Origin of the sequence: Shewanella sp. MR-4 (genome assembly GCF_000014685.1) — a bacterium.
Classification (GTDB): Bacteria; Pseudomonadota; Gammaproteobacteria; order Enterobacterales; family Shewanellaceae; genus Shewanella.
Map to the genome: position 1 here is coordinate 1,959,137 of NC_008321.1, position 14,561 is coordinate 1,973,697.

Consider the following 14,561-nt stretch of genomic DNA (forward strand, 5'->3'; position numbering starts at 1 on the left):
AAAAGGCAAGATGCGTTTAACCGATATCGAAATTGAACAAGCCCTTGATAACGGCTCGATTGTAATTGAACCTCGCCCAAGCAACGATGCGATTTCCGGTGTGAGTGTCGATGTGCGATTAGGGGGGCAATTTCGCGTCTTTAAAGACCATACCGCGCCTTTTATCGACCTGAGTGGTCCGAGTACGGAAGTGCAGGCGGCGCTTGATCGGGTGATGAGCGAAATCATCGAAATCCCGGACGGCGAAGCCTTCTTCCTGCATCCCGGTGAATTGGCGCTCGCCGTGACCTATGAGAGCGTGACGCTGCCGGCCGATATCGTCGGTTGGCTCGATGGCCGCTCTTCACTGGCGCGTTTAGGCCTGATGGTGCACGTGACCGCGCACCGGATTGATCCGGGTTGGCAGGGTAAAATCGTGCTCGAGTTTTATAACAGTGGTAAGTTGCCTTTAGCGCTGCGTCCACGGATGACCATTGGCGCATTAAACTTTGAACGTTTAAGTGGCCCTGTGGCGCGTCCTTATAACAAGCGTAAAAACGCGAAATATAAAGATCAGCAAGATGCGGTCGCCAGCCGTATCAGTCAGGACTAATACCCTTGATTTGGGTTAATGGGGTATCACAGGCAAGCATTGCTCCCATGGACAGAGGGCTTGCCTATGGTGATGGCCTATTTGCCACGATGCGAACCGATGCGCATGGCATTTTGTTTTTTGAGCAGCACCAAGCCCGTCTTACGGCAGGCGCTGCGCGGCTAGGGTTTGACTGGCAAATGAGTCAAGCCCTAAGCCAACAACTCGATACTCTCGCCAAGCAATACCCACAGCACTGTATTAAATTGATGCTCACACGGGGCGTGGGTGGCCGTGGCTATGCGCCGCCGGAGCTGGTTCAAGTCACTGAAGTCGTCTCAGTTCATCCTATTCCTGCCCAATATGCCGTGTGGCAGCAACAGGGCATTCGCCTTGCGACGTCAGCGGTCCAATTAGGTCATCAACCCTTATTGGCGGGCATAAAGCACCTTAATCGCCTCGAGCAAGTGTTGATCAAATCCCAGCCCTTACCACAGGGGGTTGATGATTGGTTGGTGCTGGATTGCATTGGGCAGGTGATAGAGTCTTCGATGGCGAATATCTTTTTTGTCAAAGGTAATCAAGTGATTACCCCATCGTTGGAACGCTGCGGCGTCGCGGGTGTGATGCGCGAGCAAGTTATGTTAGCCTTACTTGCACAGCAGATGAATATCGATTGTTTGCCGTTTGGCGCCGAGCGTTTAGTGGAGTTTGACTCGGCATTTATCACTAACAGCGTCTTAGGCGTAGTGGATGTGCTGGCGATTGACTCGCACACTTTTACTCCTTCTCCTTTGACTGCAGATCTTAGACAAACACTTTCACTCTCACTATGAAAAAAATCATTCTGATCGCAAGTTCTACTTTGTTGACCTTGCTGACCTTAGCTTGTTTGGTTGGTTATTGGGGCTATCGAACGATAATTGATTACAGCCAAACCCCCTTAGTCCTAACCGAAGCCAAAGAATTAACCATTGCCCGTGGCACCAGCGTGCACCAGTTGGCCCAACAGTTAGAAACCGATGGTGTTATCCAAGACAAATGGAAACTCAAATGGTTACTAAGATTGCGCCCAGAGCTGGCGAAGATCCGTACCGGTCTTTACGAGATGTCTCCTTCGCAGTCGATTGCCGACTTACTCAACGATTTAGTTAATGGCAAGGTGAAAACCTTTAGCCTGACTTTAGTCGAAGGCAAAACCATTGCCGAGTGGGAACAACAGCTTGCGAGTGCGCCGCACTTACAGTTGTCCCCCGAGGTCTTTAGTGCGGTATTGATGGAGCAGGGCGATGATTCGGCGTTGCCTGAGGGTAAGTTCTTCCCCGATACTTATCATTACACCGCCGATAGTGATGCTAAGACGCTGCTCACCCAAAGTTATAAGATGATGGAGCAGGAGCTTGCCAAAGCATGGGCGGAGCGTGTGCCCGGTTTACCACTCAAATCGCCCTACCAGATGCTGATCTTGGCCTCGATTGTGGAGAAAGAAACAGGCCAAGCCTTCGAGCGCGATCAAATCGCCGGTGTCTTTATCAATCGACTCAATCTGGGGATGAAGCTGCAAACCGATCCAACGGTCATTTATGGCATGGGTGACAGATTTAAAGGCAATATCACCCGTAAAGATCTCGTCGAAGAGACACCCTTTAACACTTACCGGATTTTCGGCTTACCGCCAACGCCGATTGCTGCGCCGAGTAAGGCCTCATTGCAGGCGGTGTCTAAACCTGCCAAGGTCAGTTATTTGTATTTTGTGTCGCGCAACGATGGCACCCATGTGTTTTCCACCACCTTGGAAGAGCATAACCGCGCCGTCGATATTTATCAGAGAAAGAAAAAATGACCCAAGCATCCGCCAAATTCATCGTTGTTGAAGGACTGGAAGGCGCAGGCAAATCGAGTGCGATTGCCCTTATTCGCGATTTTATTGAAAAGCATACTGGGCTCGCACCCGTATGCACCCGTGAGCCAGGCGGTACGCCACTGGCCGAGCGCATTCGTGACTTAGTAAAAATTGCTGACCCAAGCGATCCTCTATGTGATGAGTCCGAATGTTTATTGATCTATGCCGCCAGAGCTCAGCTCGTCGCCAATGTGATCAAACCTGCGCTTGCAGAAGGCAAGTGGGTGTTAGGGGATAGGCATAATTTGTCGTCCTTAGCTTACCAAGGCGGTGGACGCGGCTTAATGCCCTTAGTCGAAGCCGTGAGTAACGCGACGCTCAAAGGCTTCAAACCCGATTTAACCCTCTATCTTGACCTTGATCCTAAGCTTGGGCTGCAGCGCGCAGCAAAGCGGGGCGAGCTTGATAGAATCGAGCAACAAGCCATCGATTTTTTTGAACGGGCGCGCGCAACTTACCTCAAGCTTGCCAGCGAAGATGAGCAGATTGTCGTTATCGATGCCAGTCAAACCATGGCCGAAGTGCATAAAGATATTCTGGCCGTGTTACAGGCGATGGCATGGTAACGCAAAGCGGATTTGATGTATTAACCCTGCCTTGGCTCGATGCGCCAAGACAGGCGTTTTTAACCCAGTTACAAACTCAAAAAGTCCCCCACGCGCAACTCGTGGGTATCGATTCCGCCTATGGCGGTGAACTCTTGAGTGTGTTTATGGCGCGCGCCGCCATGTGCTCACAACCCACTCCCACTGGCGGATGCGGTTTTTGTAAGTCCTGCCAGTTATTTGATGCGGGTAATCACCCTGATTTTTACCAAATTGAGGCCGATGGTCATCAAATTAAAGTCGACCAAATCCGTGAGCTGTGCACCCGCCTGAGTGCAACCGCCCAGCAGAGTGGTCGGCGTGTCGCCATCATTCACCACAGCGAGCGCCTGAACTCAGCCTCCGCCAATGCGTTACTCAAAACGCTCGAAGAGCCGGGCAAAGACACTTTACTGCTATTACATTCCGATACGCCCGCGCGTTTAATGGCAACGATCAGCAGTCGCTGCCAACGGCTTCCCTTTGTGGCGCCGTCTAAGATGTTGATCAAAAATTGGTTAATTCAGCACTGTCAGATCCAAGAGGATGTGACTTGGTGTTTAAGTGTGGTTGGCGGCCCATTAAAGTTGGCCGAAAGTTTGCAAACAGATGGGACACAACCGAGTCGCTATCAAACTTTGTTAGGTTTTCGCAAAGATTGGGTGCAAAGTTTGTCGTCAGGCCATCTGTGTGCTAGTTTGTTAACGATAAGTGAACAACAAATCATTGATGCTCTTAAGGTTTTATACTTACTCCTGAGACAAATTTTATTGAAGTACAGCGACCAAGATGCGTTTGTGCAAGCGCAAATAGGGAACTTGGCGGCGAAAATCATGGGAATGTGTCATAGCTTAAGTGCAATGCCGAGTGTCAATTATTTAGGCTTGTGTCAAAGTTATGTCTTAGAATATAGAGAAATAACAAATAAGTAACATGCCATGGTCGATCTTGTCGTAAATTTTGATACCTTACATCAGCTTTACCGCGCCTATATGCCGTTTATCAAACCGGCAGGGCTGTTTGTCGCCACTGGGGAAACCCATTACCTCGGTGAGACGTTAACCATCGCCTATCGCTTACCCGGCGCGACCACCTCCAACGAGTTCCGTGGCGTGGTTGTGTGGATTAATCCGCTGGGCGCATCGGGCGGTCGCCCCGTGGGGATTGGGATTAAAATCGTTTCAGATCCCGACAGCCATAAACACCATATCGAAAAACTGTTATCCCGAGAGCTCGCTTCGGGCGACTTAACCTGCACTATGTAATTTTATCGTGGTTAGCTAGGGTCTACACCGAGTATTTAACCTGAACTCGGGGTATCGAGTGTCGAAAATCTAAATTCAACAATCCACGCAAACCACATAACCTATTGTTTTTAAAGGTGGAAATCTTTTTGACTGAATGCGCAGATTTTTGCGCATATCAAGGCGCTCTGTCGTACGCCATAGCGAGCTATGGTTAGACAGAGCAACGCAGAGAGGCCCGAAAAGATGCTTATTCAGCGACTCTACTTATCCCGAGCTCAGGTTATTTAGTGCTGAGTGATGCCTTAGCGGAATTTGACCTCGATCCCATCGCTGAGTATCCTTGTGCTCCTTTTTGTTTCTCTGTGTGGAAATTGCTGTGCTTATCGATTCACATTGCCATCTCGATCGCCTGAAAGCGGCGCCCGATCAACAAACCTTAGAACTCATTCTCGCTAACGCTAAGGCGCGCGGTGTCGACTATATGCTCTGTGTCAATGTGCGCCAGCAGGGATTCGAGTCGATGCGTGACAAGGTTGCTGCTTTCGAGCAAGTGTTTTTATCTTCGGGCGTGCATCCGCTGGATGTGAAAGACGGCCTCGATGTTGAGCAAATTCGCCGTTTTGCGATGGATCCGAAAGTGGTGGCTATTGGTGAAACCGGCTTAGATTATTTTTATGCCGATGAAACCAAAGCCCTGCAACAACAGTGTTTTGAGCAACAAATAGCCTTGGCGGTTGAAGTCAATAAGCCGCTGATTGTGCATACCCGTGATGCCCGTGAAGACACCATCAACATGCTCAAAGCGGGGCAGGCGGACAAAGTCGGTGGCGTGTTGCATTGCTTTACGGAAAACTGGGAAATGGCCAAGGCGGCGATTGACTTAGGTTTTTATATTTCCGTTTCAGGCATTGTGACCTTTAAAAATGCTGGTGAGTTAAGAACCGTGATCCGCAAAGTGCCTAAAGATCGTTTATTGGTGGAAACCGATTCGCCTTATCTTGCGCCTATTCCACACCGTGGACAGGAGAATCAACCTGCCTATGTGCGTGATGTGGCCGAGTTTGTCGCAGAGCTGCGCGCAGAGCGTTACGAAGAGCTTGCCGAGTACACCAGTGAGAACTTCTTTAATTTGTTTAAAGATGCGGCCCGTTTAATCGGCCGATAAGACGTGTAGCATTTGCTTGAGTCCGCAAAGACTAAGCCTTAACTTACGCGTTGTGAGTAAAGTGCTAGTCGGTGAAGTTTGCTCCATAAATAAAAGCTGAACTCGATTAGGCGTAAGCCCATAAAAAAAGGCCCAAAACGATTCCAACTGTTTGGGCCTAGGGGAATGGCTCGTTGAAGAGCCGTGCGCTACAGATGAAAGCGCCATGCAGTGCGCTTTACAATAGACTCAGTGTAGTTGAGTTTAGTGTGAGTGACACTTTCTCTATCCCCTTTTTTAGGTTATTTCTCGCTAAAAAATGGTCGATTTATAACCATTATGCCTGTGGTGGTAGCAATAACACTTTATCTTTTACTAAGTCTCTGGGCAGGCTGTTTTTTAATTTATTGCCTAAATGTTTAGCCATGCCTAAGGGCGCGCCGCCATAACAGACAATCACTTCACCTTGAGCCTTGCCAGCCGTATCGAGGGGAATATCTCGTCCCATCAAATACTCTTTAGCTTGCTCATCGCTAACGTCGACAACTTTAGCGCCGTTTGTCGCCGCAGTAAGTGCTTTTCCCGCAAGCGCAATAATGGCTTCATGACGGACTTTAAAGCCATGTTTACTGTGGTCGGCAAGCTTAACCCCAATCCGCTGAAAGCGCATTTTGCCAATAAAATCTCTAAACTCATGGGGAAAGAGCCAAAACTCATCGTCGCGCACCATAATGAGATCATCGGGCAGTTCGATACCCAAATCATCGGCAAAATAGGCTTGAATGGCTTTGGCTTGTTTGGCACTTGCCTCCGTAAAGGGGAAATTCTTTTGCAATTTAGGCTCAGGTTGCAGGCGCGGCACAGAGCGGGTTTTAGTCAGCTTAGCTACAAAAAAGCCTTCACTGTCGTAAATTTGCGGCCAAACGTGCAAAAAGCCTTCTGGCGTAGTGGCTTTTTCGGCGCCATCAAACAGTTGGTTTAAGGATTCAAATTGCACCGCATCGCCATAGGTTTGCTGTAAATATTCGCACACGCCTTGGTTTTCGTGCCGATTAAGGGTGCAAGTGGAATACACCAAACTGCCACCCGGTTTTAACGCCAAAAATGCAGATTCGATTAACGCTTTTTGGGTTTCGCTAATTTCGAGCACCTCATCGAGGGACCAAGATTTTAACGCGTCCGCATCTTTACGGACTATGCCTTCACCACCGCAGGGGGCGTCAATCAACACCGCATCAAAACTTTCATACAGGTACTCGCCAAATACCCGTCCATCGAAGTGGGTCAGCGCGCAGTGACTCGCGCCCATGCGTAGCACATTGGCATGGAGTACTTTGACGCGGCTAGCGGAATATTCATTGGCGACCAATAAGCCTTGATTATTCATTAACGCTGCCATTTGCGTGGTTTTAGAGCCAGGCGCCGAGGCTAAATCTAATACACATTGCCAATCCGCATTCGGGGTAAATAGCGCTGTGGGGGGCAACATGGAGCTGGCTTCTTGGATATAGAACAATCCCTGAATATGCTCTAGGGCGTTGCCGAGCTGCTCTTCTTCATCGTAGCTTATCCAGAAACCATCCTCACACCAGGGAATGGGATCAAAGGTCCATCCCTTAGGCTGCATTAACTGCTTAAAATCTTCACTGCTGATCTTTAAGGTGTTGACGCGAATCGAGCGGCGTAGTGGTCTTGAACAGGCCGCGATAAAGTCATCCATTGAGAGATGGGCGGGCAGTTCTTGGGCAATAGTATTGATAAAATTTTGATTTAATTGAACCATAACGGGATTAGGCTGTGTATCAACTGCGGCAAGTATATCATAATCCCTTACTAGGCTGGGATTTTCTCCCTTGGCTTTTGCCATCAAAAACCGGTTATCGCAGCAACATAAACACAAAGCATGGATAAAAATAAGGAAGCGGCAGAGTGCTAAATCGGGTGTGGTTAGTGTTTTTCCTCACATCGCTGCTGGCGATGGCGGTACAGCTTTTTAATGGGCATATCGAGGTGCTTGCCAACGCGGTAGAGGCCTTGTTTGCCAGCGCCAAACTCGCCGCTGAAATCGCCCTAGGCTTAGTGGGCGTTTTGTCCCTGTGGATGGGATTAATGCGAATTGGTGAAAAGGCTGGCGTTGTTGGGGCGATTGCCTTTGTGTTTGAGCCGCTGCTGCGCCGCTTGATGCCCGAAGTGCCCAAGGGGCATCCCGCCTTTGGCAGTATGACGATGAACTTAACGGCCAACGTGTTTGGACTTGATAATGCAGCCACGCCATTGGGGCTTAAGGCAATGCAGGATTTGCAGAGTCTTAATCCGGTCAAAACCGTCGCAACCAATGCACAAATTCTATTTTTAGTGCTTAATACCTCCTCGGTGACCTTAGTTCCTGTCACAGTGTTTTTGTACCGTGCCCAGCAGGGCGCCGCCGCACCTGCGGACATTTTTTTACCCATTCTGCTCGCCACATCAGCCTCAACCTTAGCGGGGCTTCTGATCGTCGCTATTGTGCAGCGGCTTTCACTGCTCAATGCCGTAGTACTCGGATATGGCGCAGTGCTGCTGTCGGCATTAGTCGCCAGTGGTTTTTATTTAATGACCTTAACCGCAGACGCGATTGGCACAGTGTCAACCGCCTTGGGCAACGGTGTATTGCTACTGTTAGTCTTCAGTTTTGTGCTGGTGGCTGGCGTGCGAAAAGTGGCGATTTATGATGAGTTTATCGAAGGCGCCAAGGCGGGGTTTAACCAATCGATTCAACTGATCCCGTACCTGTTAGCTATGCTGCTGGCGATTGGCTTGCTCAGGGCGTCGGGCGCCTTGGATTACCTGCTGCAACTGATTGCCAGTGGAGTGAGTCTTTTCGGGTTTGATACTCGCTTCGTCGATGCAATGCCAACTGCATTAATGAAGCCTTTTAGCGGTTCGGGCGCGCGGGCTATGATGCTCGAAACCATGGCGCACCATGGTGTGGACTCCTTTGCGGGGCGTTTGGCGGCGATTTTCCAAGGGAGCACTGAAACAACTTTTTATGTGCTAGCAGTTTACTTTGGCTCTGTTGGGATCCGTCACGGGCGTCATGCGCTCGCCTGTGGTTTAACGGCCGACTTTGCAGGGATCTGCGCCGCGATTGCGGTCTGTTATTGGTTCTATGGCTAAGTATGTGATGGCGAAAGGCTGATTGATAGCGATGCAACCAGTCGCTTTAGCGGATAACAATCAGGCGCATTAGAGTTTATCTAATGCGCCTGATTGTTAAATGATACCGAGGGCTTTTACCTTGTTATCTTGCTGGTAAAGTACACAGGCGTAACAGTGCCTCGCTTCAGGGCTTTAGCTACTGGGCTGGAGCCCATTCCTGCCATTCGCTCTGGGCTTTGTGTTGCAACGGGATCACAGTGCCTTGGTTTAAGCGATTACCTGCTTGCGTCGTTTCCTTAGTAGCGACATTAATGCCGCCCGCTAATAGGGTTTCGAGCGAACCGGCTTCAATTTGGGCACCAGAGAAAATCCCCACATCGACTTTAATGCCCGAAGCGTCCCAGAACTGACTGCTCTGATTCACTAAGTGACTGTACTGCGGCTCAATATGCGCTTGCATTAGCACACTGTTGCCTTGAGACGACAGGCTATAACCATCGATTTGGCCGACTTTAATGCCACGGAAGAAGATGGGCGTGCCGACTTTCATCGAGCCAAGGTTGCTATCTTCTAAGGTAAACTTAAGCGCATCTTCGGCCACGTTGGCATAGCTGCTCTCAACCAATTTGGCCTGGAATTGACTCGCCTTTTGGTTGCTCTTACCCGGTAACACACCAATATAAGGCCCAGTAATTAAGGTTTCTGGCGCTTTGATCCCCGCTAAGGAGATTTGCGCATCAACCATATGGTACTCAGTATCACTGCGGCTGAAGTGTTCGGCATAGTCGCCATAGAGATAGGCGGTGGCCGTGAGGGTGGCTAAGTCGGCATTGAGCTTAACTTGCATCACTTCACCTACTTGATGGCCTTGGTAACGAATGGCAGCTTTGGCAGCCAATTTCGCTGAGGCGGGTAAGGTGAGTTTGATGGCTTGAGCCTGCGCTAAGGCGAGCTGTTTGCTTTCGTACAGTTTAAGTGTTGCATTAGGTTCAGTCGTTGAATTATCTAATAAACCTAAGCTGATGCTGCCTTTTAACGCGCCCTGGAGTGGCGCGACGGCGACATCAATACCCGCAAGACTGGCGCTGACATCCACGGCACTGTTGCGCCAAAACACTTTAGGTTTTTGCACTAGGGGTTGGAACTGCTTATCGATAGCGATTTTAATGGCAAAGTCTTCGGTTTTACTCTGCCAGTTGACCGACTCCACACTGCCGATTTGCATTTTTTTATAGTAAATCGGTGAGCCTTGGCTGACATCGGCGCCATCTACGCTGGTCAGGGTAAAGTACAGACGTTGCTGCCGAGCAAAGAACTGTTTCGCTTCATCCATTGAGCTAAAGAGTGACAGGCGAGTATTCGCCGCAAGTGGTGTGTCGCTGGTTCCTGGGATAAGACTTACAGCCCCTTTGGTGAGCGTCGCCATATCGCGGGTTTTCACCGACACCCCATCGAGTGAGGCATCGATACTCAACGCCGACTCGGGGATAAAATAGCTGTCACTGCGAACTAAGCTGGCAAACTCAGGTTGCAGCTCGAGTTGATATTCAACGGCCGACAGATCTTTGGTTAATTTCACCGCCAGCACCTGACCGATAGGTAGCTGCTTGTAACGAACTTCAGCACCTGCGGTGAGGCCCATGTTTTCAGTTGAGGTGATAGTGAGCTGACGTTTTTTGGCCTTCAATAGATCGGGGGCGGATTCTTGCAGGGCAAAACTGCTTGGCAGCGCGGTATTGGCATTGGTGCCGGGTAAGAAATTAATCACGCTTCCCGTGAGTAAACGCTCGGGATTTTTGATACCAGAGAGTGAAATATCGGCGCCCTCAAGCCAAAACAGTCCGTCACTGGTTAACAGGTTGGCATATTCAGGCTCAAATTTTGCCACCGCAGTCACGCCGGTTGCGGTGAGTTGTTTGCTCTGCAGAGTGCCAATGGTGATACCGCGATACACAATACGAGTGCCTTTATCAATCGCGTTGCCATCGTTCATGGTCAGGCTCACTTCAATTCCACCAAGGGCGCTGGTTTCGGAATCATAGAGGGCAAAACTGTCACCATTTTGTGCCGCAGGTGCCTTATCATCAGAGCTGAAACTCACGCCGCCCGCCAGAATGGAAGCCAAGCTCTCAGTGTTGACTTTTATGCCCGCTAAACTGGCGTCGACTTTCACGCCGGAAACGTTCCAAAAGTGAGAGTTTTTCTTCACTAAACGCGCATATTGCTCTTGGATAAAGGCGCTGATAATGACTCTGGCATTGCCGTCTAAACGGTAGCTGACCACGCTGCCGACAGGGATCTGACGAAAGAACACTGGCGAACCCACGTCTAACGAACCGAGTTTATCGGCTGTCAGTTCGATCATTACCCCTTCTGAGCCCACCTGCATCGGTGGCGGTTGACGCTCAGCCTCGAAGAAGGTGGCGGTATTGCCTTTACCGGGTTGAATTGCGATATAGTTACCCGAAAACAGCGCATCTAAGCCTTCAACACCCGTAATGCTGGCTTTTGGGGTGACTAACCAAAAGAGGGTTTCTTTATTTAAGAAAGGCTTAGCGCGATAGTCCATCATGACTTTGACGTTTACGCCTTTAAGATCCTCGTCGATACCAATGTCTTTTACCTTACCGACAGTAAGACCTTGGTATTTTACTAGGGTTTTGCCCACATCGATCCCCGTGGCACTGGGGAAGTGGATCTGAATTTCAATGCCCGATTCTTTGATGCTCTTAATGCCCAGCCATGCGCCGAGTGCGAGCGCCACTATCGGGAGCAGCCAAATCGGCGAAAAGAGTTTTTTCTTCACAACTTTTGGCGATTCAATTTGTGTCATCTTGAGGTTCCAATCGATCCCAGAGTAAACGAGTGTCTAAAACTTTTGCGGCAAGTTGAGTCAGTAAAATCACCAATGCAAACGCCGTGGCCGCAGGTGCAGGCTTTGCATCGAGTAATTGCCCCATATTGACGAGGGCAACCGTTAAGGAGATCACAAACAAATCGAGCATTGACCAGCGGCCAATCCACTCAATCACATGAAATCCCACCATGAGTTTCTTTTTCGAAATCGGCAGATTGAAGCTGATGGCACAGAGGTAAGTGGCCAAACCGATAATTTTCACCCAAGGCACTAAAATACTGGCAATAAATACAATAATGGCGATGGGTAACATATCCGAATGCACCAAATGGATAATCCCCGAAAAAATCGTATCGTGGCGCACTTGCCCCTGATTGGTGAGCATTGTAATAGGGTAGAGGTTGGCGGGAACCAACAAAATGGCGGCGGTGATCAGCAGCGCCCAACTCTTTTGTAAGCTGCTGTGATCACGGACATGGAGCTCGGCCTCGCAGCGGCTGCAGTGGCTATTATCACTGCTATTGAGCTGCCTGCACACCCGGCACAAGCACAGGCCTAAGTCTTTTCCCTGTTGCTGCATTTTTAGTGTCGCTCCTGCATGAGAAGACTCCACATATGCTCAATATCGTATTCACGCTGCAAAAACAGGGTGACTAAAAAAAGCATGGTGAAGCAGAAGGTGCCCATACCGAAGTAAATATCCGAGAAATCAGATAACTGAAATGATGACACCAAAAAGCTAATCACATAAATCTCCAGCATGGTGAGCTGGGATAGCAGCCCTTGCAGCTTTAATAACTGTTTGAGGCTGCGGCGCCAAAATGGACTGCTAAGTCCCCATTTGACGATCAAAATCTGGCTAAGGATCGACAGGATCAATAAACCCGGGCCAATCACGGCGGCGGCGAGCACGGCTAATCCCACGACCCAATAACCTTGGTCGAACACCGCAAAGGCGCCCTGAAACACTGTAGTGGTGCGAACACTACCCAAAAAGTGAATTTCGAGTACCGGAAAAAAATTGGCGGGGAAATAGAATACCAGCGCGGTAATACACAGCGCTAACATACCGTTTACTGAGCAGTATGGAGTGTCATAAAGTGCGGTGCTGCAGCGCGGGCATAACGCCCTAACACCCGTAGGTAAGGCGCGCTTTCGAATGGCCAAGTCGCAGGAACGACAGAGGATTACAGAGTTTTCTACTGTATTTTCATGCATATAAAAATATTAAATTAGCCCCAAAGCCATAGAGAGAGCAAATAATCCGCAATAAAACCAAATTATAGGGTGAGATAGCACATTGCTTGACACATCTCGACAACGAAAAGCGTACTCATAATACCAGAATAATCAGAACACTTGCATCACTAGTTCACTTTATGTCATTCTGATTACTGTATATAAAAACAGTGCGAGGGCAGTCATGGCAGTTATTACACAGTTTGTCGTGGTAAGAGAAGGGGTGGAGAAGATGACATTTACATCGAAGAAGGAGGCAGACGCCTACGATAAGATGCTCGACATCGCCGATAACCTCATTCCATTTATTCAAAAAGCGCAGCTCGGAATTGATGAAACCGTGAGCGAACAGCTCGCATTCTATTTTGCTAACAATAAAGATGAGCTGACAAACTTGCTTAAAGGCGTGGTTCAAGTTAATAGTACGCCATCAAAACAAAATGCAGCGAAAAAAACGCCTAAGAAGGACGACGCTGCCGAATAATTTTTTAGGAAGTCTATGAAACCGCAATTTTATGAGTCACTGAATCGTCAAGCACTGGCCTTACTCGAGGGCGAGGATGATTTAGTGGCTGCCATGGCTAACTTTTCTGCTTTTCTAAACGATAACCTAACCGAACTGAACTGGGTGGGTTTTTACGTGATGCGTGGCGAACAGCTGGTGTTAGGTCCTTTCCAAGGTAAAGTGGCCTGTACCCGTATTCCAATGGGTAAGGGCGTGTGCGGTACCGCCGCGCAAACCAATCAGACGCAGCGCGTCGCCGATGTGCATCAATTTGATGGTCATATCGCCTGCGATTCGGCCAGTAATTCTGAAATTGTTATCCCAGTCCGCGCCGATGGTAAGGTTGTGGCCGTGCTGGATATCGATAGTCCTATTTTTGACCGCTTCGATGAAGAAGACCAAAAGGGCTTGGAATTATTGGTAAAAAGCTTCGAAAACTGCCTATTTGCTTAATTTGCGTACAATAACGCATAATTCATAGTCGCAATCGGTGGCGTGCGCCTTATAATAGCGCATGCACTGATAAGGCTTATTTTGAGCACAGCCGAAATAAGCCTGATAGGTTCAGCCGTGAAAAATTGTTAACTTATATTTTTTAACTTTAGTTAACTCGGCGAGAATGCTAATTTGTACTTTGGCTCATATGTGAGCTTAACCAAGATAAACGACTCGTAAGAAGCTGATTTTTATCACCTCGGATTCGATGTCCCTTTTTAACTGTGGAAGTAATGATGGAATCAACAGATAAGTTGACCGACACCAACGCAATTTTGGCGTATTTGTATGAAACATTTCCTTTGTGCTTTATTGCTGAAGGTGAAACTAAGCCATTAAAAATCGGATTGTTTCAAGATTTGGCTGAAAGGTTGGCTGATGATTCTAAAGTCAGTAAAACTCAACTGCGAGTTGCCTTAAGACGCTACACCAGCAGCTGGCGCTACCTGAAATCGGTAAAAGCCGGTGCACAGCGTGTGGATCTTGATGGTCAGCCATGCGGTGAGTTAGAGCAAGAGCATATCGATCATGCTCAAGCTATGTTGAAAGAAAGCCAAGATAAAGCAAAAGCTAAGCGTGCAGCTCAAGCGCCAAAAGCGGCGCCTGCGGGTAAAGCCCCTGCAAAGAAAGCCCCTAAGAAAGTTGCCGTGCCAGCACGTAAGACTGAGCGCCCAGCAAAAGCAGCACCTAAGGCAGAGCCTGCTGTTAACTTAGTTCAAGCGCAATTGACCGATTTAGCGAAGAAGCAACGTGTCAATGTTAAGTTAGGGATGACGCCAGTAGCCGGCGTGATCACCGACATTAACAAAGAGGACATTCATGTTCAGCTAGATAGCGGCTTAACGGTAAAAGTGAAAGCGGAACATATCCTGCTGTAA

At 48.8% G+C, this 14,561-nt stretch carries 15 protein-coding genes; 11 read left to right on the plus strand and 4 right to left on the minus strand.

Translation table 11 applies throughout. The features are described 5' to 3' along the window. The first annotated feature begins 10 nt into the window (after positions 1–10). The 7 genes from dcd to SHEWMR4_RS08800 all read left to right on the plus strand — a co-directional run bounded on the left by dcd (position 11) and on the right by SHEWMR4_RS08800 (position 5,470). The gene (gene dcd / locus SHEWMR4_RS08770; protein ID WP_011622434.1) at positions 11–592 is read left to right on the plus strand and encodes a dCTP deaminase; all 582 of its coding nucleotides are present in this window, start codon (positions 11–13) and stop codon (positions 590–592) included. Positions 593–597: 5 nt separating this feature from the next. After that, positions 598–1,407 carry an aminodeoxychorismate lyase gene (pabC, locus tag SHEWMR4_RS08775; protein ID WP_011622435.1) on the plus strand — a complete coding sequence of 270 codons (810 nt, stop codon included), beginning with the start codon at positions 598–600 and terminating at the stop codon, positions 1,405–1,407. Further along, complete coding sequence (gene mltG / locus SHEWMR4_RS08780; RefSeq protein WP_011622436.1) at positions 1,404–2,414, plus strand: endolytic transglycosylase MltG; 1,011 nt, start codon at positions 1,404–1,406, stop codon at positions 2,412–2,414. The genes pabC and mltG overlap by 4 nt, the downstream gene beginning before the upstream one ends. Beyond that, positions 2,411–3,040, plus strand: a complete 630-nt coding sequence (gene tmk / locus SHEWMR4_RS08785; protein ID WP_011622437.1) for a dTMP kinase — start codon at positions 2,411–2,413, stop codon at positions 3,038–3,040. Before mltG ends, tmk begins: the two co-directional genes overlap by 4 nt. Further along, on the plus strand, positions 3,034–3,990 hold the full coding sequence (gene holB, locus SHEWMR4_RS08790; RefSeq protein WP_011622438.1) for a DNA polymerase III subunit delta': 957 nt from the start codon (positions 3,034–3,036) through the stop codon (positions 3,988–3,990). The genes tmk and holB overlap by 7 nt, the downstream gene beginning before the upstream one ends. A 6-nt stretch (positions 3,991–3,996) precedes the next feature. Continuing rightward, positions 3,997–4,323, plus strand: a complete 327-nt coding sequence (locus SHEWMR4_RS08795) for a PilZ domain-containing protein (RefSeq protein ID WP_011622439.1) — start codon at positions 3,997–3,999, stop codon at positions 4,321–4,323. Between the two features lie 358 nt (positions 4,324–4,681). Beyond that, positions 4,682–5,470, plus strand: a complete 789-nt coding sequence (locus SHEWMR4_RS08800; protein WP_041408755.1) for a TatD family hydrolase — start codon at positions 4,682–4,684, stop codon at positions 5,468–5,470. A gap of 316 nt (positions 5,471–5,786) precedes the next feature. Here the strand turns inward: SHEWMR4_RS08800 and rsmF are convergent, their stop codons facing one another. Then, a complete protein-coding gene (gene rsmF, locus SHEWMR4_RS08805) occupies positions 5,787–7,232 on the minus strand; it encodes a 16S rRNA (cytosine(1407)-C(5))-methyltransferase RsmF (protein ID WP_041409023.1) in 1,446 nt (481 codons plus the stop codon). Positions 7,233–7,378: 146 nt separating this feature from the next. Between rsmF and SHEWMR4_RS08810 the strand changes: the two genes are divergently transcribed. Then, on the plus strand, positions 7,379–8,605 hold the full coding sequence (locus SHEWMR4_RS08810; RefSeq protein ID WP_011622442.1) for a nucleoside recognition domain-containing protein: 1,227 nt from the start codon (positions 7,379–7,381) through the stop codon (positions 8,603–8,605). 178 nt (positions 8,606–8,783) lie between these two features. On the opposite strand, the gene SHEWMR4_RS08815 is transcribed toward SHEWMR4_RS08810, so the two are convergent. From SHEWMR4_RS08815 to SHEWMR4_RS08825, 3 genes are read right to left on the minus strand one after another with little or no spacing between them, the layout of a single operon-like run. Further along, entirely contained in the window at positions 8,784–11,420 is a 2,637-nt protein-coding gene (locus SHEWMR4_RS08815) for a PqiB family protein (protein WP_011622443.1), read from the minus strand. Continuing rightward, the gene (locus SHEWMR4_RS08820; protein ID WP_011622444.1) at positions 11,407–12,024 is read right to left on the minus strand and encodes a paraquat-inducible protein A; all 618 of its coding nucleotides are present in this window, start codon (positions 12,022–12,024) and stop codon (positions 11,407–11,409) included. Before SHEWMR4_RS08820 ends, SHEWMR4_RS08815 begins: the two co-directional genes overlap by 14 nt. Positions 12,025–12,026: 2 nt before the next feature. After that, complete coding sequence (locus SHEWMR4_RS08825; protein WP_011622445.1) at positions 12,027–12,662, minus strand: paraquat-inducible protein A; 636 nt, start codon at positions 12,660–12,662, stop codon at positions 12,027–12,029. 205 nt (positions 12,663–12,867) lie between these two features. On the opposite strand from SHEWMR4_RS08825, the gene SHEWMR4_RS08830 reads away from it, so the two are divergent. The 3 genes from SHEWMR4_RS08830 (at position 12,868) to proQ (ending at position 14,561) form a co-directional block, all read left to right on the plus strand. Continuing rightward, a complete protein-coding gene (locus SHEWMR4_RS08830) occupies positions 12,868–13,167 on the plus strand; it encodes a YebG family protein (RefSeq protein ID WP_011622446.1) in 300 nt (99 codons plus the stop codon). 15 nt (positions 13,168–13,182) lie between these two features. Continuing rightward, on the plus strand, positions 13,183–13,641 hold the full coding sequence (locus SHEWMR4_RS08835; RefSeq protein WP_011622447.1) for a GAF domain-containing protein: 459 nt from the start codon (positions 13,183–13,185) through the stop codon (positions 13,639–13,641). Between the two features lie 278 nt (positions 13,642–13,919). Further along, complete coding sequence (gene proQ, locus SHEWMR4_RS08840) at positions 13,920–14,561, plus strand: RNA chaperone ProQ (RefSeq protein WP_083757891.1); 642 nt, start codon at positions 13,920–13,922, stop codon at positions 14,559–14,561.

What these genes read in the sequence shown, in the direction of transcription:
- SHEWMR4_RS08825 (WP_011622445.1), bottom strand. Translation starts at nt 12,662, where the DNA reads ATGCATGAAAATACAGTAGAAAACTCTGTAATCCTCTGTCGTTCCTGC.
- SHEWMR4_RS08815 (WP_011622443.1), bottom strand. Translation starts at nt 11,420, where the DNA reads ATGACACAAATTGAATCGCCAAAAGTTGTGAAGAAAAAACTCTTTTCG.
- dcd (WP_011622434.1), top strand. Translation starts at nt 11, where the DNA reads ATGCGTTTAACCGATATCGAAATTGAACAAGCCCTTGATAACGGCTCG.
- tmk (WP_011622437.1), top strand. Translation starts at nt 2,411, where the DNA reads ATGACCCAAGCATCCGCCAAATTCATCGTTGTTGAAGGACTGGAAGGC.
- SHEWMR4_RS08835 (WP_011622447.1), top strand. Translation starts at nt 13,183, where the DNA reads ATGAAACCGCAATTTTATGAGTCACTGAATCGTCAAGCACTGGCCTTA.
- holB (WP_011622438.1), top strand. Translation starts at nt 3,034, where the DNA reads ATGGTAACGCAAAGCGGATTTGATGTATTAACCCTGCCTTGGCTCGAT.
- SHEWMR4_RS08830 (WP_011622446.1), top strand. Translation starts at nt 12,868, where the DNA reads ATGGCAGTTATTACACAGTTTGTCGTGGTAAGAGAAGGGGTGGAGAAG.
- SHEWMR4_RS08795 (WP_011622439.1), top strand. Translation starts at nt 3,997, where the DNA reads ATGGTCGATCTTGTCGTAAATTTTGATACCTTACATCAGCTTTACCGC.
- rsmF (WP_041409023.1), bottom strand. Translation starts at nt 7,232, where the DNA reads ATGGTTCAATTAAATCAAAATTTTATCAATACTATTGCCCAAGAACTG.
- SHEWMR4_RS08820 (WP_011622444.1), bottom strand. Translation starts at nt 12,024, where the DNA reads ATGCAGCAACAGGGAAAAGACTTAGGCCTGTGCTTGTGCCGGGTGTGC.
- mltG (WP_011622436.1), top strand. Translation starts at nt 1,404, where the DNA reads ATGAAAAAAATCATTCTGATCGCAAGTTCTACTTTGTTGACCTTGCTG.
- proQ (WP_083757891.1), top strand. Translation starts at nt 13,920, where the DNA reads ATGGAATCAACAGATAAGTTGACCGACACCAACGCAATTTTGGCGTAT.